This is a genomic window from Pseudomonas sp. HLT2-19-2, from assembly GCF_054898005.1.
In genome coordinates this window covers 373212-391762 of sequence record NZ_CM142712.1, presented here as the reverse complement: position 1 = coordinate 391762, position 18551 = coordinate 373212, and the positions used below count along the sequence as shown (strand labels likewise).

General features: G+C 57.6%; 20 protein-coding genes. 14 read left to right on the top strand and 6 right to left on the bottom strand.

The window, feature by feature from the left end; translation table 11 throughout:
• Positions 1–483 precede the first annotated feature (483 nt).
• Positions 484–1704, bottom strand: coding sequence for a CaiB/BaiF CoA transferase family protein (locus ACYZTU_RS01865; protein WP_461967635.1), 1221 nt, complete (start codon positions 1702–1704; stop codon positions 484–486).
• Between the two features lie 13 nt (positions 1705–1717).
• Entirely contained in the window at positions 1718–2899 is a 1182-nt protein-coding gene (locus ACYZTU_RS01860; protein WP_461967633.1) for an acyl-CoA dehydrogenase, read from the bottom strand.
• A 157-nt stretch (positions 2900–3056) separates the two neighbouring features.
• Between ACYZTU_RS01860 and ACYZTU_RS01855 the strand changes: the two genes are divergently transcribed.
• The 11 genes from ACYZTU_RS01855 to ACYZTU_RS01805 all read left to right on the top strand — a co-directional run bounded on the left by ACYZTU_RS01855 (position 3057) and on the right by ACYZTU_RS01805 (position 13164).
• Positions 3057–3956, top strand: a complete 900-nt coding sequence (locus ACYZTU_RS01855) for a LysR family transcriptional regulator (protein ID WP_461967632.1) — start codon at positions 3057–3059, stop codon at positions 3954–3956.
• Between the two features lie 436 nt (positions 3957–4392).
• Positions 4393–5514, top strand: coding sequence for a Re/Si-specific NAD(P)(+) transhydrogenase subunit alpha (locus ACYZTU_RS01850; RefSeq protein WP_461967630.1), 1122 nt, complete (start codon positions 4393–4395; stop codon positions 5512–5514).
• Between the two features lie 15 nt (positions 5515–5529).
• Positions 5530–5853 carry an NAD(P) transhydrogenase subunit alpha part 2 gene (locus tag ACYZTU_RS01845; protein WP_003187010.1) on the top strand — a complete coding sequence of 108 codons (324 nt, stop codon included), beginning with the start codon at positions 5530–5532 and terminating at the stop codon, positions 5851–5853.
• Entirely contained in the window at positions 5853–7289 is a 1437-nt protein-coding gene (locus ACYZTU_RS01840; RefSeq protein ID WP_461967628.1) for an NAD(P)(+) transhydrogenase (Re/Si-specific) subunit beta, read from the top strand. The genes ACYZTU_RS01845 and ACYZTU_RS01840 overlap by 1 nt, the downstream gene beginning before the upstream one ends.
• Before the next feature lie 180 nt (positions 7290–7469).
• The gene (locus ACYZTU_RS01835; RefSeq protein ID WP_461967626.1) at positions 7470–8963 is read left to right on the top strand and encodes an acetyl-CoA hydrolase/transferase family protein; all 1494 of its coding nucleotides are present in this window, start codon (positions 7470–7472) and stop codon (positions 8961–8963) included.
• Positions 8964–9282: 319 nt separating this feature from the next.
• Positions 9283–9498 carry a DUF1127 domain-containing protein gene (locus ACYZTU_RS01830; protein ID WP_008154465.1) on the top strand — a complete coding sequence of 72 codons (216 nt, stop codon included), beginning with the start codon at positions 9283–9285 and terminating at the stop codon, positions 9496–9498.
• Between the two features lie 257 nt (positions 9499–9755).
• On the top strand, positions 9756–9965 hold the full coding sequence (locus ACYZTU_RS01825; protein WP_461967624.1) for a DUF1127 domain-containing protein: 210 nt from the start codon (positions 9756–9758) through the stop codon (positions 9963–9965).
• A gap of 144 nt (positions 9966–10109) precedes the next feature.
• Positions 10110–10427 carry a DUF2388 domain-containing protein gene (locus ACYZTU_RS01820; protein WP_461967622.1) on the top strand — a complete coding sequence of 106 codons (318 nt, stop codon included), beginning with the start codon at positions 10110–10112 and terminating at the stop codon, positions 10425–10427.
• Positions 10428–10534: 107 nt separating this feature from the next.
• On the top strand, positions 10535–10852 hold the full coding sequence (locus ACYZTU_RS01815) for a DUF2388 domain-containing protein (protein WP_461967620.1): 318 nt from the start codon (positions 10535–10537) through the stop codon (positions 10850–10852).
• A gap of 33 nt (positions 10853–10885) precedes the next feature.
• Positions 10886–11206, top strand: coding sequence for a DUF2388 domain-containing protein (locus ACYZTU_RS01810; RefSeq protein WP_461967618.1), 321 nt, complete (start codon positions 10886–10888; stop codon positions 11204–11206).
• Entirely contained in the window at positions 11203–13164 is a 1962-nt protein-coding gene (locus ACYZTU_RS01805) for a DUF7844 domain-containing protein (RefSeq protein WP_461967616.1), read from the top strand. Before ACYZTU_RS01810 ends, ACYZTU_RS01805 begins: the two co-directional genes overlap by 4 nt.
• Positions 13165–13244: 80 nt before the next feature.
• Here the strand turns inward: ACYZTU_RS01805 and trpA are convergent, their stop codons facing one another.
• Together trpA and trpB are read right to left on the bottom strand one after the other, a co-directional pair.
• Entirely contained in the window at positions 13245–14057 is an 813-nt protein-coding gene (gene trpA, locus ACYZTU_RS01800) for a tryptophan synthase subunit alpha (RefSeq protein WP_461967614.1), read from the bottom strand.
• Positions 14057–15292 carry a tryptophan synthase subunit beta gene (gene trpB, locus ACYZTU_RS01795; RefSeq protein WP_282383072.1) on the bottom strand — a complete coding sequence of 412 codons (1236 nt, stop codon included), beginning with the start codon at positions 15290–15292 and terminating at the stop codon, positions 14057–14059. The genes trpA and trpB overlap by 1 nt, the downstream gene beginning before the upstream one ends.
• A gap of 126 nt (positions 15293–15418) precedes the next feature.
• Between trpB and ACYZTU_RS01790 the strand changes: the two genes are divergently transcribed.
• Positions 15419–16312 (top strand): LysR family transcriptional regulator, encoded by an 894-nt coding sequence (locus tag ACYZTU_RS01790; RefSeq protein ID WP_461967612.1) that lies wholly within the window; start codon positions 15419–15421, stop codon positions 16310–16312.
• Here ACYZTU_RS01790 and ACYZTU_RS01785 read toward each other — a convergent pair.
• Positions 16309–16635 (bottom strand): ElaB/YgaM/YqjD family protein, encoded by a 327-nt coding sequence (locus ACYZTU_RS01785; protein ID WP_054047930.1) that lies wholly within the window; start codon positions 16633–16635, stop codon positions 16309–16311. The two genes, ACYZTU_RS01790 and ACYZTU_RS01785, sit on opposite strands and share 4 nt — an antisense overlap.
• 155 nt (positions 16636–16790) lie before the next feature.
• On the opposite strand from ACYZTU_RS01785, the gene ACYZTU_RS01780 reads away from it, so the two are divergent.
• Complete coding sequence (locus tag ACYZTU_RS01780; protein ID WP_282383060.1) at positions 16791–17006, top strand: dodecin; 216 nt, start codon at positions 16791–16793, stop codon at positions 17004–17006.
• A gap of 122 nt (positions 17007–17128) precedes the next feature.
• On the top strand, positions 17129–17353 hold the full coding sequence (locus ACYZTU_RS01775) for a DUF1161 domain-containing protein (protein WP_461967610.1): 225 nt from the start codon (positions 17129–17131) through the stop codon (positions 17351–17353).
• A 64-nt stretch (positions 17354–17417) separates the two neighbouring features.
• On the opposite strand, the gene ACYZTU_RS01770 is transcribed toward ACYZTU_RS01775, so the two are convergent.
• Positions 17418–18419 (bottom strand): LLM class flavin-dependent oxidoreductase, encoded by a 1002-nt coding sequence (locus tag ACYZTU_RS01770; protein WP_461967608.1) that lies wholly within the window; start codon positions 18417–18419, stop codon positions 17418–17420.
• Positions 18420–18551 lie beyond the last annotated feature (132 nt).

The following is an 18551-nucleotide window of genomic DNA, read 5'->3' as shown; positions in this document are numbered from 1 at the left end:
GCGGTTGGTTAAGATCTTTCGTCTCAACCGAGGCGCGCATTCTACAGCAGCCTCTGTTGCTGTCAAGCGGTTATTTTCAGAAGTTTTCAAAGTTTCCTTTGTAACTTCAACCACTTGCGCTTTCGATCTCTCGTCAGCGGGAGGCGAATTCTACAGCGTTACTCGCTGCTGTCAACACCTCTTTTACACCGCTTTCGACCGAGAAGATCGAACCGTTAAAAGAGCCAAACAACCCCGCTCTTTCAACTCCTTCTGGGCTTCGATGACCTGAAGCAACTCGTTGTCGAAAACTGCGTAACTCTTTGTTTACCAAGGAGTTTCCCGTTTCGACTGCGCCGGAAGTGGGGCGAATTATAGACTTCCAGAATCTGCCGTCAACCCTTAATTGCGCATTTCTATCAATCCCTTGTAGAAAGCTGGAAACCAGCCCATCCCCCTCTATATAGGAGAGCAAAATCACTCCCCTCTATATAGAAGGGATTCTCAGAGTACCCCAGCCTCTTTGAAAGCCGCCACGGTCCCAGCATCAAGACCCAACACTCGCTGCAGAACCTCCAATGTGTGCTCACCCAATAAAGGAGGCGCATTGCGGTACTCCACAGGCGTTTTGGACAGACGAATCGGACTCGCCACCTGCGGCACCATCCCTGCCAGCACATGAGGCAACTCAATCGCCAACCCACGCGCCTTAACCTGAGGATCGGCAAACACCTGAGCCAGATCATTGATCGGGCCGCACGGCACGCCCGCCTGCTCAAGCTGCAGCACCCACTCACCAGTCGTCTTGAACACCGTCGCCTGGCGGATAAGCGGAATCAACACCGCACGATTCGCCACCCGCACCTTGTTTGTTGCAAAGCGTGGATCATCCGCCCACTGCGGCTGACCAGCCACTTCAGCAAACTTGCGAAACTGCCCGTCATTACCCACGGTGAGGATGAAGTCTCCATCCGCCGTAGGAAAGTCCTGATAAGGCACGATATTCGGATGAGCATTACCCAGGCGCTTCGGAGCATTGCCCGTAGTCAGGTAATTCATTGCCTGGTTAGCCAGACAAGCCACCTGAACATCCAATAGCGCCATATCAATATGCTGACCGCCGCCGTCATGATCCCGATGAGCCAGTGCCGCCAGGATAGCCACCGTCGAGTAGAGACCGGTCAAGATGTCCGTCAGCGCCACGCCGACTTTCACCGGCCCGGCGCCCTCATCCCCTTCGGGTCGCCCCGTCAGACTCATCAGACCGCCCAGTCCCTGGATCATGAAGTCATAACCCGCGCGCTTGGCGTAAGGGCCTGTCTGACCAAACCCGGTAATCGAGCAATAGATCAGATTCGGATTGATAGCCTTTAGCGACTCATAGTCCAAACCATATGCCGCCAGACCACCGACTTTGAAGTTCTCGATCAGGATGTCCGACTTCGCCGCCAGATCACGCACCAGCTTCTGCCCTTCAGGCCGGGTGAAGTCGATGGTGACCGATTGCTTGTTACGATTGGCCGACAAGTAATAAGCGGCTTCGCTGGTGTTCTCGCCATAGGCGTCTTTAAGGAAGGGAGGCCCCCAGGCGCGCGTGTCATCGCCATTGCCCGGCCGCTCGACCTTGATCACCTCGGCGCCGAGGTCAGCAAGAATCTGTCCAGCCCAGGGCCCGGCCAGCACCCGCGATAAATCCAGTACCCGTAGATGCGAAAGCGCGCCCATGGCCGTGCTCCTATTAATAGAACGCCTGGATGCCAGTCTGTGCACGACCGAGGATCAGTGCGTGGACGTCATGCGTACCTTCATAGGTATTCACCACTTCCAGGTTGACCAAATGGCGAGCAACACCGAACTCATCGGAAATACCGTTACCACCCAGCATGTCGCGCGCCATGCGAGCAATGTCCAGGGACTTGCCGCAGGAGTTGCGCTTCATCATCGAAGTGATCTCGACCGCCGCGGTACCTTCATCTTTCATACGACCCAGACGCAGGCAGCCTTGCAACGCCATGGTGATCTCGGTTTGCATGTCAGCCAGTTTCTTCTGGATCAGTTGAGTGGCGGCCAGCGGGCGTCCGAACTGCTGACGATCCAGGGTGTACTGGCGAGCGGTGTGCCAGCAGAACTCGGCAGCCCCCAGCGCGCCCCAGGAAATGCCATAACGTGCCGAGTTGAGGCACGTAAAAGGACCTTTCAAACCTCGGACATCCGGGAAGATGTTCTCTTCAGGGACAAACACGTTGTCCATGACGATCTCGCCGGTGATGGATGCACGCAGACCAACCTTGCCGTGAATCACAGGAGCACTCAGGCCTTTCCAGCCCTTCTCCAGAACGAAGCCACGGATGTCACCAGCGTCGTCCTTACCCCAGACCACGAACACGTCGGCAATCGGGCTGTTGGTGATCCACATCTTGTTGCCGGTCAAGCTGTAGCCGCCTTCCACTTTGCGTGCGCGAGTAATCATCGCACCCGGGTCGGAACCGTGGTCAGGTTCGGTCAGACCGAAGCAGCCAATCCATTCGCCTGATGCCAGTTTCGGTAGATACTTCTGTTTCTGGGCTTCGGTACCAAATTCATTGATCGGCACCATGACCAGCGAAGACTGCACACTCATCATCGAGCGATAGCCGGAGTCGACACGCTCGACTTCACGGGCGATCAGGCCGTAGCTGACGTAGCTCAGGCCGCTGCCACCATACTGCTCGGGGATGGTCGCGCCCAGCAGGCCAACCTCACCCATCTCGCGGAAGATCGCCGGGTCGGTCTTTTCATGGCGGAAAGCTTCCAGAACACGTGGCGCGAGCTTCTGCTGGGCGAATTGCTCAGCGGTGTCGCGGATCATGCGTTCTTCTTCGGTGAGCTGTTGATCCAACAGCAGGGGATCGATCCAGTTGAAGCTAGCTTTACCGCCCATGAGTGTGTCCTCTCGAATCGGGTCAAATAACGTGGACTGATCCTAGGCTGTGTTCGGCATCACGGCAAACGAGGAATTTGCATACTGTTGTGCTAATTTCTCACTCCGTAACATCGCCAAATAGCTTTTATGCGATGTATTAGTGAGGTTGACGTACATGCGCAGGAAAATTCCCAGCACAACGGCCCTGATCAGCTTTGAAGCGGCAGCTCGCCACGAAAGCTTTACCAAGGCTGCCCAGGAGCTTTCGCTCACTCAGGGCGCAATTTGCCGACAGATCGCCAGTCTTGAGGAGTTCCTCAGCGTAGAACTGTTCCGACGCTCGCGACGTGGGGTCAAACTGACGGAGGCCGGCCTTTCCTACAGCCGACGGGTAGCCACTCAACTGGATGCGGTTGAGCGGGACACGTTGTCCGTGATGGGCCAGCAAGGTGCCAACGTGATCGAGCTGGCGGTGGTTCCGACCTTCGGCACTCAATGGCTGCTGCCACGGCTCAAGGACTTCCAGCAAAAACACCCGGAAGTGACGGTCAACCTTACCAACCGAACACGCCCTTTCCTGTTTGCCGACACCGACTTCGATGCAGCGATCTATTTTGGCGACGCGGACTGGTCGGGTACCGAATCCCACAGGCTGATGGGTGAAAATCCGATGCCCGTGTGCAGCCCTGACTTACTGGGAAAAAAGACCAATCTGACCCCCAGTGAAATCGCCGAATTACCCCTGCTGCAGCAGACCACCCGCCCTTATGCCTGGCGCCAGTGGTTCAACTCCCAAAACCTTAATATTCCGCGAGACATGACAGGGCCGCGCTACGAGCTATTCTCCATGCTTGCCCAAGCGGCCATGCACGATATGGGAATAGCGCTGATTCCACCGTTCCTGATTCAACGCGAACTGGCCGAGAAGCGCCTTGTCATTGCCAACACCCAGGCGCTATCCAGCATCAAGGCGTATTACCTGATGATTCCTGAGCGAAAGGTGGAATCGGCCTCTTTAAGGGCATTTCGCGATTGGTTGGTGAATCAGGCACAGAGCTACAGCCTAGAAGGATAAAGGCTCAGCTCAATTAGCTGACCCCGTAGTCAGCAACATGAAAGCCCTACAGATGTAAGTATTTGTCGCATATTCGAAGACTGTACTGACAAGCAGTACAAACGCCCTAAAAGTGCCTGAGTACGTGGCCTTGAGCCTCTATTGGGATGCGATATCGACTCATTCATCTGACCGATGCGCGAATTCTTCATTTTTTTACAAGAATCCTTACAAGGCACGGCCTACAAGGGATTGAACCGGTTAGTTGCGACATTCGGTCACGGGATGACTTGTAGTTAATTTTCCGTCACCCGTCATAATCCCTTGAAGGGCACTAAGTTCGCCTGCAGAATGCCGCGCCCCGCCCTGATTTGGCGGGATCGTGCTGATCGGCCGCCCCAGCCGCGCCATCCGAAGTGCCTGGGTTTACTCAATAAGATCACGCAGGAGATTTGACGTGCACATTGGTGTTCCTCTCGAAACCCATACAGGTGAAACACGGGTTGCTGCAACCCCGGAAACCATCAAGAAGCTGATCGGCCAGGGTCATAAGGTCACTGTGCAAAGCGGCGCCGGCATTAACGCCAGTGTTGTCGACAGTGCTTATGAAGCGGCAGGCGCAATGATTGGCAGCGCCAACGATGCGTTCGGTGCCGAGCTGGTTCTCAAGGTGGTCGCCCCCAGCGACAGCGAACTGACGCTGATAAAAAGCGGCACCGTTGTGGTGGGCATGCTCAATCCGTTCAGCAATGAAACCATTGCCAAGCTGGCTGAGTGCGGCATTACCGCTTTCGCACTGGAGGCCGCGCCGCGTACCTCCCGAGCTCAGAGCCTGGATGTGCTGTCCTCCCAAGCCAACATCGCCGGCTATAAAGCCGTGTTGTTGGCTGCTCACCACTATCCGCGCTTCATGCCGATGTTGATGACCGCTGCGGGCACCGTGAAAGCGGCGCGCGTGCTGATTCTCGGTGCAGGTGTGGCTGGTTTGCAGGCGATCGCTACGGCGAAACGTCTGGGTGCAGTGATCGAAGCGTCTGACGTGCGTCCTGCGGTAAAAGAGCAGATCGAGTCCCTCGGCGCCAAGTTCGTCGACGTGCCTTATGAGACCGATGAAGAGCGCGAATGCGCCGTCGGTGTCGGCGGTTACGCGCGACCAATGCCCGCCAGCTGGATGCAACGTCAGGCCCTGGCCGTGCACGAACGCGCCAAGCAGGCTGACATTGTCATCACCACTGCACTGATCCCGGGCCGTAAGGCGCCAACATTGTTGAGCGCGGAGACCGTGGCGCAGATGAAGCCGGGCTCGGTGGTCATCGACCTCGCGGCAGCCCAAGGTGGCAACTGCCCTCTGACCGTGGCTGACCAGGTCGTCGTCGAGAATGGCGTGACCATTTGCGGCCCGACCAACCTGGCCGGCGCAGTCGCAGCAGACGCTTCGGCACTGTACGCGCGCAATCTGCTGGACTTCCTGAAGCTGGTTTTCAACAAAGAAGGCCAGTTCGAGATCAACCTCGAAGACGACATCGTCGCCGCGTGCCTGATGTGCCGCGACGGCCAAGTCATCCGCAAAAACGCCTAAGCAGGGATTCAGACGATGGAAGAGCTTATCTCCCCCGGTATCTACAACCTGATCATCTTCGTGCTGGCGATTTATGTCGGTTATCACGTGGTCTGGAACGTTACACCTGCACTGCACACGCCTTTGATGGCGGTAACCAACGCGATCTCGGCGATTGTAATCGTCGGCGCCATGCTGGCGGCGGCTTTGACGGTGACGCCACTGGGCAAGACCATGGGCACCCTGGCGGTGGCTCTGGCGGCGGTGAACGTGTTTGGTGGCTTCCTGGTGACCCGCAGGATGCTTGAGATGTTCAAGAAAAAAGCCCCGAAAGCGGTAAAAGAAGAGGCGCCTAAGTAATGAGCATGAATCTTGTAACGACGCTCTACTTGATCGCGTCGATCTGCTTCATCCAGGCCCTTAAAGGTCTGTCGCACCCAACGACTTCCCGACGCGGCAACCTGTTCGGCATGCTCGGCATGGCGCTGGCAATCATCACGACTGTCGGTCTGGTCTACAAACTCGGCGCAGAACTCGCTACAGCGGGCATTGGCTACGTCATCGTCGGTCTGTTGGTCGGCGGCACCGCCGGTTCGATCATGGCCAAACGCGTTGAAATGACCAAGATGCCGGAACTGGTCGCCTTCATGCACAGCATGATCGGTCTGGCCGCCGTGTTCATCGCCATTGCGGCGGTGGTCGAGCCGCAATCCCTGGGCATCGTTAAGCAGTTGGGTGACTCGATTCCGGCCGGTAACCGCATGGAGCTGTTCCTTGGCGCAGCAATTGGTGCCATCACCTTCTCCGGTTCGGTAATTGCCTTCGGTAAGCTGTCGGGCAAGTACAAGTTCCGCCTGTTCCAGGGCGCACCGGTACAGTTTGGCGGTCAGCACAAGTTGAACCTGGTGTTGGGCTTGGCGACGCTCGGCCTGGGTATCACCTTCATGCTGACCGGCAACCTCGGTGCTTTCGCCCTGATGCTGGCCCTGGCCTTCGTGATGGGCGTGCTGATCATCATCCCGATCGGCGGTGCCGACATGCCGGTAGTGGTGTCGATGCTCAATAGCTATTCCGGTTGGGCAGCAGCGGGTATCGGCTTCTCGCTGAACAACTCGATGCTGATCATCGCAGGTTCGCTGGTGGGCTCTTCCGGTGCGATCCTCTCGTACATCATGTGCAAAGCGATGAACCGCTCGTTCTTCAACGTACTGCTCGGCGGTTTCGGCGGTGCAACGGATACCGCAGGCCCAGCTGGCGCCAAGGAAGCTCGTCCGGTGAAGTCTGGCTCGTCCGACGACGCCGCGTTCCTGCTGACCAACGCCGACACCGTGATCATCGTGCCGGGCTACGGCCTGGCGGTGGCACGTGCCCAGCACTCGCTGATGGAACTGGCTGAGAAGTTGACTCACCGTGGTGTCACTGTGAAGTTTGCGATCCACCCGGTCGCCGGGCGGATGCCAGGGCACATGAACGTCCTGCTGGCCGAGGCCGAAGTTCCTTACGAGCAAGTGTTCGAGATGGAAGACATCAACTCCGAGTTCGGCCAGACCGACGTGGTGCTGGTGCTTGGCGCCAACGACGTGGTCAACCCGGCGGCGAAAAACGATCCGAAATCGCCGATTGCCGGCATGCCGATCCTCGAGGCCTATAAAGCCAAGACCGTGATCGTCAACAAGCGCTCGATGGCCAGCGGCTATGCCGGTCTGGACAACGAACTGTTCTATCTGGACAAAACCATGATGGTGTTTGGCGACGCCAAGAAAGTCATCGAAGACATGGTCAAAGCCGTCGACTAAAGACTGCTCCAGCGCAATACCCAAAACCCCGGTCTCTAGTAGGCTGGGGTTTTTTATTACCCGCTAAAAACCGACCAAAGGCTCTAAATCGGGGTTCTGCATTCGACCATGGTAGCGGGAGGAATTTTTTTGATATCACTAGACTACCTACCTTGCTTCCGTTGCCCGAGATAACAATCCATGTACCGTGATCGTATTCGCTTGTCTTCGTTGTTGGATAAGGTGGTGAGCGCCGCTGACGCTGCCGCTCTGATTCAGGACGGCATGACCGTCGGCATGAGTGGTTTCACTCGCGCCGGCGAAGCCAAAGCCGTGCCCCACGCACTGGCCGAACGCGCCAAAATCACCCCGCTGAAAATCACGCTGATGACTGGCGCCAGCCTGGGCAACGACCTCGATAAACAGCTCACCGAAGCCGGCGTACTGTCACGACGTATGCCATTCCAGGTCGACAGCACCCTGCGCAAGGCCATTAACGCCGGCGAAGTGATGTTCATTGACCAGCACCTCTCGGAAACCGTCGAGCAATTGCGCAACCAGCAGCTCAAACTGCCGGACATCGCGGTGATTGAGGCCGTGGCCATCACCGAGCAGGGCCATATCGTGCCGACCACTTCGGTGGGTAACTCGGCCAGCTTCGCGATTTTCGCCAAACAGGTGATCGTCGAGATCAACCTGGCGCACAACCCAAATCTTGAAGGCCTGCACGACATCTATATCCCGACCTATCGGCCGACCCGCACACCGATTCCGCTGGTCAAGGTTGATGATCGCATTGGCAGCACGGCCATCCCGATTCCGCCGGAAAAGATCGTCGCGATCGTGATCACCAATCAGTCTGACTCGCCGTCCACCATACTGCCGCCGGACGTTGATACCCAGGCCATTGCCGACCACCTGATCGACTTCTTCAAGCAGGAAGTGGCTGCCGGACGCATGACCAACAAGCTCGGTCCGCTGCAAGCCGGGATTGGCAACATCGCCAATTCGGTGATGTGTGGCCTGATTCACTCGCCATTCGAAGACCTCACCATGTATTCCGAAGTGTTGCAGGATTCGACCTTCGATCTGATTGACGCCGGCAAGCTGAGTTTTGCTTCGGGCAGTTCGATCACCTTGTCGAGCCGCCGCAATACCGATGTTTTCGGCAACCTTGAGCGCTACAAGGACAAACTGGTGCTGCGCCCGCAAGAAATTTCCAACCACCCGGAAGTGGTACGTCGGCTCGGAATCATCGGCATCAACACGGCGCTTGAATTCGACCTGTATGGCAACGTCAACTCCACCCACATCTGCGGCACGCGGATGATGAACGGCATCGGCGGCTCGGGCGACTTTGCGCGCAACGCGCATTTGGCGATTTTCGTGACCAAGTCGATTGCCAAGGGTGGCGCAATTTCCAGCGTGGTACCGATGGTCAGCCACGTCGATCACACTGAGCATGACGTTGACATCCTTGTCACGGAGATCGGTCTGGCGGACTTGCGTGGCCTGGCGCCGCGAGAGCGCGCTCGCGTCATCATCGATAACTGCGTGCACCCGGACTATCGCCAAGCCCTCGATGACTACTTCACAGCTGCTTGTGCACTCGGCGGGCACACGCCGCATATTCTGCGTGATGCCCTGAGCTGGCACATTAATCTTGAAGAAACCGGGCGAATGCTGGCGGTGTAATTGATACAGATGGCAGCTGACGCAAACACAGTTTCGTCAGCCTGCTGTTGCCAAGCAGAAATGCGTCTAAAACTGTACTGCTGTACCGGTCATTTCCTACCGTAACAACCTACCTTTTTCAGTAAAATCATAAGAAACGCACCATATTAGTGCTGACAAGTACAGTTGCCTCAATTTAGACCAGTACACCACCCATTAACAGTTAACTGGTCCCTCACAATACAGGTGAACTGTATCTACAGAGACTAGCCAAACGAGAGGATCATTGGCATCAGTTAAACCACTACCTAATCCCGCCACAAGCGGAAGGATGTCAACCATGGAACGTACACTCAGTTCCGAGCTGTTTTTCGAAGACAACGCTGTAAAAACCCAGGCTTCCACGCCTCTTCGCGTTCTCGCCAACCTGATGTTGTGGCAGCGCCGCATCTCCAGCCGCCATCAACTGGCTCGTCTGGATTCGCGTCTGCTGGCTGACGCCGGGATTAGCGAAGCACAACGCTACGAAGAGCTGAGCAAGCCGTTCTGGCGCTAAGTTAGCGTCGCTGGCTCTGACCCACCGGGTCCACCGCCAGCATCCAAATTGAAAAAACAAAGCCCGTCGTGGGAAACCACGACGGGCTTTGTCGTTCTGGAGGATCCATTCGGGTCATACAGTGGAGAGATCTCTTAACAGGTACAGTTTTAGTATTTCACAAATTGAACTGGTACAATTTCAGCGTAGTGTGTCTGTTGCGGTAGGCAGGAAGGGGTCACCCTGAAATCCCGAACTACCCGCAAAAGGACCGCGCCATGAAGCACTTACTGGATGTTTCCATTTCCACGCCTCAATCAACACCTCGCCCCCATTGGTTTCGTAGATTAATGGATGCCCTCGCCGACAGCCTGGAAAGGGCGCGAACCCGGCGTTTACTGAGTCAACTCAATGACCGGCAGCTCTCAGACCTGTGCATCAGCCGCGCGGATCGTCTCAACGAATTGGATAAACCGTTCTGGCGCTAGTTTCCCACTTGAACAGACGGGACTGTTCGAACCGATACTCACAGGACTAATATCCAAATAGAACGTGGCGAACGCTGCATGACTGGCGTCTGACTCAACAGACACTGCGCCACCTCTCAATCGGTTTTCCAAAGGAGTTTCACCATGTCCCGACTTCGTCTGCTCAGCGCTGCAGCCCTGCTTGCCGTGGCTGCCAATTCCCACGCCACCAGCTTTATCGTGACCACCGATTCCGTCGTCGGTGCGCTCAAGGCAACGTCTGATGCGACTTCCGATGTCACTTCTTCCTTTCGCGATGACAAAATCGTGCGCGCCGCCCGTGACGACGCCGCCAGCTTCGTTGCCAGCGAAGGCGCCATTCGTGGTGTGAAACTGGAAAGTGCACTCGACCATATTCGCCACCAAGCACCTCAGATGAACGCGACTGATGCACAACTGGCGCAAGCCATACTGACTATCTAAGCGGCATCACTGACGTGGGACACGCCCGCCGTGTCCCAATGTTTCGGCGCTGGCTCTAGAGCAGGCGTTGCGCTAGCCTTGCGACTCGCCTTCAACTATCGAGTCTCATGCGTTTTCTTTCACATCTATTGATCACTCCGGTTTTCGTGGCAGCCTTTGGGATGGGCTCGGTCCATGCCTTTGACGCCTTTAACCTGTCTACACAAGGCATTGTGGCCACCGGTTACGCCACAAGCATGGTGGCCTCTGCCCCCTTCGACCGTAAGCTGCTCCTCGCGGCACACGATGACGCTGCGGCGTTCATCGCCAGCGACGGCCAACTGCGAGGAGCACAACTGGAGTCCGCCCTGATTTATCTGCGCCGGACCCAGTCAAAACTTCATGCCAGCGACCTTGAACTGGCGCAGGCAATTCTCGTCCAATAGTTATCCTTATCCTTATCCTTGCGGAGTCGTTCCATGCGTAGTCCTCTGATTGCTGCCGCCTTTGGCCTGCTGTTATTGACTGGTGTGGCCCAGGCACACACCCTGGTCGCCAGCAGTAATATCATCATCAACGCCACCCAACGCACGCTTGATTTCACTTCCGATACCACGACTTCCATCCGTGACTCGAAGATCGTTCGTGAAGCCCACGACGATGCGGCCAGCTTCGTCGCCAGCGATGGCGAGATTCGTGGCGCACACCTGGAAGCGGCCTTCAACACGTTGCGCACCCGCGTACCAGAAGCCCGCGACGCCAATGATCAGGTTCTCGCCGAAGCCATCCTCGCACTGTGAGGTCGCCAGGCGCCTGGCTGTTGGCCGGGGTCATGTTGCTGCTCGGCAATACAGCCCAGGCTGACTTGCAATTAAGGCTCAAGACCGAGGGCCTCAGCCCCGCTCAGCAGCAGGCCAGTCAGGCGTTGCTCGATGAAGCTATGCAGGCCCTGCCGCCGCGGTTCATCGAGCAGCTCGACCGACGCATCGACGTCGGCTGGACCGATGACATGCCGAGCAACGCTTACGGTCAGGCATCGCTGGTGTCCGAGCTCGATCTGAATCGCAACTTGCTTGTGAGCCTCACTGACGGCAGCGCCGCGACCAAGAAGACCTATCGTCCCCATGGCACAGTGCGCCGCGAAATGTTGGCCACCGTGTTGCACGAACTTACCCACATCTATGACCGCTCGCGCCTGTGGCCGGTCGCGGAGCGCACGTTGATTCAGCGTTGCACCCGGCGCAACAGCAGCTCGGGACTGGTGGGTATCCCGGATCAATGCCGCGGCCAATCAGCACGGCGTTTTACCCTCAGTGATGACCCGCGCCTGCTCGACCTCGCCGGCTGGCCGCAGTACGTTGGCCGCCGCGGCGAGCGCGAACAACATAACCGGCAGATTGCCCGTAGCCCGGACATTTACGAAACGAGCAGCCCCAAGGAATTTGTCGCGGTCAACATGGAGTATTTCCTCCTGGACCCGAGCTACGCCTGCCGTCGCCCTGCGCTGTACCGCTACTACAAAGACCATTTCGGCTGGGCGCCCACCGCTAAAGACACTTGTGGCAAAACCTTCTCCTTCCTCAATGCCGGCAATGATTTCGCCAAAACGCCACTGGGTAAGGTCGATCCGGAACGGGTTTACGCCGTCGACTATCTGCTGGCTGAAGCCAACCAGAACTGGGCCAGCCGCTGGGGCCACAGCATGTTGCGGTTGGTGATCTGTGCACCCGGCCGGCCACGTGGTCCGGATTGCCGGCTCGATCTGGATCAGCACCTGGTGTTGTCCTACCGCGCCTTCGTCGGTGACGTACAGCTGTCGAGTTGGGACGGACTGGTGGGCAAATATCCGTCGCGCCTGTTTGTCCTGCCACTGGCCCAGGTGATCGACGAATACACCAAGACCGAATTGCGCAGCCTTGCCTCGGTGCCGCTGAACCTGTCGCGCAGCGAGATCGAAGACGTCGTGGAACACGCTGCCGAAATGCACTGGAGTTACGACGGCAACTACTTCTTCCTGTCCAATAACTGCGCGGTAGAGGGCCTGAAGTTACTGCGTAGCAGCACCAACAACACAAAACTGGTCGGGTTGGACAGCATCATGCCCAACGGTTTGCTGGAAGTGCTCAAGGGCCGCGGACTGGCGGACACCAGCGTGCTGGATGATCCCCGCGAAGCGCTGCGTCTGGGCTATCGTTTCGACTCCTTCCGCGATCGTTATCAAGCGATGTTCGAAGTGCTGAAGAAGCACTTGCCGATCAAGCAGGAAAAGGTCGAAGACTGGCTCGCCTTAAAAGCTGAGGAGCGTCGGCAATGGATCGACCAAGCCGACTTGCGCACCAGCGCAGCATTGCTGTTGTTGGAGCAGGCAGCCTTCCGCCAACAATTGGTGCTGGCCCAGGACGAAGTTAAGCAGCGCTATCTGGGCGCTCGGGAATTGAAAAACGGCGGCATGGACAAAGCCAACGCGACCTTGCAGCAAATTCTTGCCAACAGCGGATTCCTCAGCCGTCCGGCGGAGCTTCTTGGCACCGGGGGTTATGGATTGCCGCAGCCGAGTGAGTGGCAGCGTCTCGAGTCGGAAAGCAGCCTGCGGCAGAAGCAGCTTCAGGCGCTGACAGGCGATCTGGACAAAGAGGTGAGAGCGCTGCTCGAACCGAGCCGTGCGGCCGAGATGGCCGCCAATGAAGCCAACCTGAAGCAGGTCGGCGAGCATCTGAGGAAGTTGCACAAGGCGTCGGGCGGGTTGGAGTTGCCGTAAACAACAGGCTTCGCGGCAGATCCGCGAAGCCTTCAGCTGCGCCGCGAGGCTCTAATTCCTCTGTATCAGGAACTCTACCCTCAACTGACGCGGGCCTTACGCACGCCATCGGCCAGCGCCGCGCAAAGGCTCAACACGCCATCGATAGCCTGATCCGGAGTCGATGCATTGGCGATGTGATCGATCAACGCCGAACCCACCACCACACCGTCCGCGAGGCGAGCGATGGACGCCGCCTGCTCTGGCGTACGAATGCCGAAACCGATACTGATCGGCAAATCGGTATGGCGACGCAGACGGGCAACCGCTTCTTCAACATGCTCCAGAGTCGCGGCGCCCGCACCGGTCACACCGGCAACAGACACGTAGTAGACGAAACCAGAGCTGCCGTTCAGAACAGTCGGCAGGCGCACATCATCGGTCGTCGGTGTCGTCAGACGGATGAAATCCAGGCCTGCTGCCTGAGCCGGGTCGCACAGTTCGCCGTTGTGCTCGGGCGGCAGGTCGACCACGATCAGGCCGTCAACACCCGCCTCTTTGGCATCCGCAATGAAGCGCGGCACACCGTACATGTGGATCGGGTTGAAGTAACCCATCAGCACTAGCGGCGTCTCGGTATTGCCTTCACGGAACTCGCGGACCATTTGCAGGGTTTTCGCCAGGTTCTGTTTGGCGCCGAGGGCGCGGATGTTGGCCAACTGGATTGCCGGGCCGTCGGCCATTGGATCGGTGAAGGGCATGCCCAACTCGATCACGTCGGCACCCGCGCCGGGCAAGCCTTTGAGGATCGCCAGAGAGGTGTCATAGCTCGGGTCGCCAGCGGTCACGAAGGTCACCAGGGCGGCGCGATTCTGTTCCTTGAGTTCGGCAAAACGCGTTTGCAGGCGGCTCATCAGTGTTTCTCCTGCTTGGATTGCTCTTGCTGAGAGTGTTCCATGTGGTGCATCACGGTTTGCATGTCTTTGTCGCCACGACCGGACAGGTTGACCACCATCAGGTGATCTTTTGGCAGGGTCGGTGCGCGTTTGAACACTTCGGCCAGGGCATGGGCGCTTTCCAGTGCAGGAATAATCCCTTCCAGGCGGCAGCATTTGTGGAATGCGTCGAGGGCTTCGTCGTCGGTCACCGAGGTGTACTGCACGCGGCCGATGTCGTGCAACCAGGCGTGTTCCGGTCCGATACCTGGGTAGTCGAGGCCGGCGGAGATGGAGTGAGCGTCGATGATCTGGCCATCGTCGTCCTGCAGCAAGAAGGTCCGGTTACCGTGCAGCACGCCCGGTACGCCGCCGTTCAGGCTGGCTGCGTGCTTGCCGGTTTCGATGCCGTACCCGGCGGCTTCAACGCCAATGATCTCGACGCTTTTGTCGTCGAGGAACGGGTGGAACAGGCCCATGGCGTTGGAACCACCACCGATGCACGCCACCAGACTGTCCGGCAGACGACCTTCCTGGGCTTGCAGTTGGGTACGGGTTTCTTTGCCGATGACGGCCTGGAAGTCGCGGACCATCGCAGGATAAGGGTGCGGACCGGCCACAGTGCCGATCAGGTAGAAGGTGCTGTCGACGTTGGTCACCCAGTCACGCAGGGCTTCGTTCATCGCATCTTTCAGAGTGCCGGTACCGGCCACGACCGGGATCACTTCGGCGCCCAGCAGCTTCATGCGGAATACGTTGGCTTGCTGACGTTCGATGTCAGTGGTGCCCATGTAGATCACGCAATCAAGGCCAAAACGTGCAGCTACAGTGGCAGTCGCCACGCCGTGCATACCAGCGCCGGTCTCGGCGATGATGCGTTTTTTGCCCATGCGCCGCGCCAGGAGGATCTGGCCGATGCAGTTGTTGATCTTGTGTGCGCCGGTGTGGTTCAGCTCTTCGCGCTTGAGATAAATCTTCGCGCCGCCGCAGAACTCGGTCAGACGCTCGGCGAAGTAAAGCGGGCTGGGACGACCCACATAGTCGCGCTGGAAGTAGGCCAATTCTTCTTTGAATGCAGGATCTTCCTTGGCCAATTCGTATTCACGGGCCAGGTCGAGGATCAACGGCATCAGGGTTTCGGCGACGTAACGGCCGCCGAACGCGCCAAACAGGCCGTTGGCGTCGGGGCCGTTGCGCAGATTAGTCTGGGTCATGGGTCGCTCCGGTTGAATGGGTGGGATGATGCTTTTGAAGAGAGAGTGGGCTTAACTCTACCCCTGACGCCGCAGGCTGAAAACCGATAAGATCGCCACAACCTGTCAGGAAAACTCACAAATTCAATGAGCCATGACCTTCCTCCGCTGAACGCCCTTCGGGCCTTCGAAGCGACTGCCCGCCTGAACAGCGTCAGCAAGGCCGCCGAACAGCTGCACGTCACCCATGGCGCGGTCAGCCGGCAGCTCAAGGTATTGGAAGAACACCTCGGTGTGAGTCTGTTCATGAAAGATGGACGCGGCCTGAAACTCACAGATTCAGGCATTCGTTTACGCGATGCCAGCGGTGAGGCGTTCGAGCGCTTGCGGACTGTTTGTGCAGAGCTGACCCAAAGTACCGCCGATGCACCGTTCGTACTGGGTTGCTCAGGCAGCTTGCTGGCACGCTGGTTTATTCCCAGGCTGGGACGCTTGAATACCGACCTGCCGGACCTGCGCCTGCACCTGTCGGCTGGCGAGGGTGATCTCGATCCACGGCGTCCGGGACTGGATGCCTTGCTGGTGTTTGCCGAGCCGCCTTGGCCAGCGGACATGCAGGTGTATGAGTTGGCGAGCGAACGCATCGGCCCGGTCATGAGCCCAAGATTTGCGGGCTACGAACGCCTGCAAGACGCACCGCCCACAGCGCTGCTGAACGAGCCATTACTGCACACCACCTCTCGCCCACAGGCCTGGCCGAGTTGGGCACAACAAAGCGGCCTCGACGCCAAGGCGTTGAAGTACGGTCAGGGTTTCGAGCATTTGTATTATTTGCTGGAGGCTGCAATGGCCGGGCTGGGTGTGGCGATTGCCCCTCAACCACTGGTGGCCGAGGACTTGAAGGCCGGTCGCCTGGTTGCGCCTTGGGGCTTCAGTAAAACCCCGGCGCAACTGGCGTTGTGGCTACCCAAGCGCGCCGCGGACGGGCGCGCTCGGCAACTGGCGCAGTGGCTTAAAAACGAGCTGCGCCGGACGGATTAGTCACCGCGTTTGCACAATAGATAAGCCGCGAGCAGACCCAATGCACCGACGGCGACACCCGCTGTAGTCCAAGGGTGTTCCTGGGCGTAGTCCCGCGTGGCAATCCCGGTTTCACGCGTTTTGACTTTGACTTCTTCATACGCATCGCTGAGCAAATGGCGCGAGTGCTTCAGCGCGTTCTCGGCGTTGCTTTTCAACGCTTTAAGGGTTTTACGCGACTCGTCCGAGGCGTCGTCTTTCAAATTTTCCAAAGATTTCAGCAGACTCTCGATCTCGGCTTCCATGCTTTGCAATGAGGCTTTACGTAAAGAGGTGTTGGCCATGGTGGCTCTCCTGCATTGATTGAGTTGCGTGTGTTGGTTGGGACTTCAGGGGTTCGAGAAAGTGCAGTAAATCTGAACTTCTGCGTCGGATTGGCCGACAGAAGTAATACGAAAAATCACTGCTAGGCTGTATTTCACACCCTGAGGAGAACGCCATGACTGATCATCACACCTACAAGAAAGTCGAACTGGTTGGCTCGTCCACCAGCAGCATTGAAGACGCCATCAACAACGCTCTGGCCGAAGCCAATAAAAGCATCAAGCACCTGGAATGGTTTGAAGTGACCGAAACCCGCGGGCACATCAAGGACGGCAAGGCTGCACACTTTCAGGTGACGCTCAAAGTCGGGTTCCGGATTGCCACTAGCTGAGTTTGAGCTAATCTTCGGAAATTGCGCGCTGGCCGAGCGCCATAGGGAATGGCAAAGCGCTACATATGTACATCCGGCTGATCGCTGGGTGCCCCTATTGATCCGACCAGGGAATGCAATCGATGAAGTATTTTATTTTGGCGATAGGTTTGTTGAGTCTTGCAGGAACAGCCTTTGCTCACGGCAAGCCATGCGAAGAGCTGAAAGCCGATATCGCCGCGAAGCTGGATGCCAAAGGTATTTCCAATTATTCACTGGAAATCGTAGATAAAGGCACTGCTGCTGACGGGAAAGTCGTCGGCACCTGTGAAAAAGGCACCAAGCAAATCGTCTACAAGCAGGGCTGACCTCCCTCTAAAATGAAAAAGCCGACGCAATGACGTCGGCTTTTTTGTGCTCGTTATTTGGATGTCAGCCCTTCATGACCTGCGCCAGCAGCTCATAGGAGTGCACACGATCGGCATGTTCGTACAGGTCGCAGGTGAAAATCAGCTCGTCCGCCTGGGTCTGCTCGATCAGTACTTCCAGTTTGGCGCGGATTTTCTGCGGGCTACCGACCATCGCCAGGCCAAGGAAATCGCCGACGGCTTCTTTCTCATGAGGCAGCCATAGACCGTCCATGGTTTTCACTGGCGGACGTTGCACCAGGCTCTGACCACGCATCAAAGCGAGAATCCGCTGGTAGACCGAAGTCGCCAGATAATCTGCCTGCTCGTCGGTGTCAGCAGCCACCAACGGAACACCGAGCATCACGTAGGGCTTATCCAGCACTGCTGAAGGCTTGAAGTGATTGCGGTAGACGCGAATGGCCTCATGCATGAGGCGCGGTGCGAAATGTGAAGCAAAGGCGTAGGGCAAACCGCGTTCACCGGCCAGTTGTGCACTGAACAGGCTGGAGCCCAGCAGCCAGACCGGGACATGGGTGCCGGTACCCGGCATTGCGATGATCCGCTGGTCCGGGGTGCGCGGACCGAGGTAGCGCATCAGTTCCGCCACGTCTTCAGGGAACTCGTCGGCGCTGCCGGAGCGTTCACGGCGCAGCGCGCGAGCGGTCATCTGATCAGAACCGGGTGCGCGCCCCAGCCCCAGATCTATCCGCCCCGGATAAAGGCTTTCGAGGGTGCCGAACTGCTCGGCGATCACCAGTGGCGCGTGGTTGGGCAGCATCACGCCACCGGAACCGACACGAATAGTCGAAGTGCCGCCGGCCAGGTAGCCCAGCAGTACCGAGGTTGCGGAACTGGCAATGCCGTCCATGTTGTGGTGCTCGGCAACCCAGAAGCGGTTGTAGCCGAATTTTTCGACGTGCTGCGCCAGGTCCAGAGAGTTGCGCAGCGACTGGGCTGCGCTGCCGTTTTCGCGCACGGGTACCAGATCGAGGGTCGAGAACTTGATATCGGACAGTCGTTTCATAAACCTGCTTCTCCAATTGGGTACGCAGGTTTTTTCTCGCAAACGAAAACCTGCCGAATCTATAAGCGTGTCTCATGCAATGAGGGCATATACCCGAGTTTCAATAGCCAGGACGAAAATTCCTACCAAAAC

Coding starts and splice junctions, on each gene's coding strand:
- ACYZTU_RS01845 (WP_003187010.1), top strand. CDS start 5,530: ATGGAAGAGCTTATCTCCCCCGGTATCTACAACCTGATCATCTTCGTG.
- ACYZTU_RS01810 (WP_461967618.1), top strand. CDS start 10,886: ATGCGTAGTCCTCTGATTGCTGCCGCCTTTGGCCTGCTGTTATTGACT.
- ACYZTU_RS01830 (WP_008154465.1), top strand. CDS start 9,283: ATGGAACGTACACTCAGTTCCGAGCTGTTTTTCGAAGACAACGCTGTA.
- trpA (WP_461967614.1), bottom strand. CDS start 14,057: ATGAGCCGCCTGCAAACGCGTTTTGCCGAACTCAAGGAACAGAATCGC.
- ACYZTU_RS01835 (WP_461967626.1), top strand. CDS start 7,470: ATGTACCGTGATCGTATTCGCTTGTCTTCGTTGTTGGATAAGGTGGTG.
- ACYZTU_RS01815 (WP_461967620.1), top strand. CDS start 10,535: ATGCGTTTTCTTTCACATCTATTGATCACTCCGGTTTTCGTGGCAGCC.
- ACYZTU_RS01840 (WP_461967628.1), top strand. CDS start 5,853: ATGAGCATGAATCTTGTAACGACGCTCTACTTGATCGCGTCGATCTGC.
- ACYZTU_RS01855 (WP_461967632.1), top strand. CDS start 3,057: ATGCGCAGGAAAATTCCCAGCACAACGGCCCTGATCAGCTTTGAAGCG.
- ACYZTU_RS01780 (WP_282383060.1), top strand. CDS start 16,791: ATGACTGATCATCACACCTACAAGAAAGTCGAACTGGTTGGCTCGTCC.
- ACYZTU_RS01770 (WP_461967608.1), bottom strand. CDS start 18,419: ATGAAACGACTGTCCGATATCAAGTTCTCGACCCTCGATCTGGTACCC.
- ACYZTU_RS01860 (WP_461967633.1), bottom strand. CDS start 2,899: ATGGGCGGTAAAGCTAGCTTCAACTGGATCGATCCCCTGCTGTTGGAT.
- ACYZTU_RS01865 (WP_461967635.1), bottom strand. CDS start 1,704: ATGGGCGCGCTTTCGCATCTACGGGTACTGGATTTATCGCGGGTGCTG.
- ACYZTU_RS01775 (WP_461967610.1), top strand. CDS start 17,129: ATGAAGTATTTTATTTTGGCGATAGGTTTGTTGAGTCTTGCAGGAACA.
- ACYZTU_RS01790 (WP_461967612.1), top strand. CDS start 15,419: ATGAGCCATGACCTTCCTCCGCTGAACGCCCTTCGGGCCTTCGAAGCG.
- ACYZTU_RS01825 (WP_461967624.1), top strand. CDS start 9,756: ATGAAGCACTTACTGGATGTTTCCATTTCCACGCCTCAATCAACACCT.
- trpB (WP_282383072.1), bottom strand. CDS start 15,292: ATGACCCAGACTAATCTGCGCAACGGCCCCGACGCCAACGGCCTGTTT.
- ACYZTU_RS01820 (WP_461967622.1), top strand. CDS start 10,110: ATGTCCCGACTTCGTCTGCTCAGCGCTGCAGCCCTGCTTGCCGTGGCT.
- ACYZTU_RS01785 (WP_054047930.1), bottom strand. CDS start 16,635: ATGGCCAACACCTCTTTACGTAAAGCCTCATTGCAAAGCATGGAAGCC.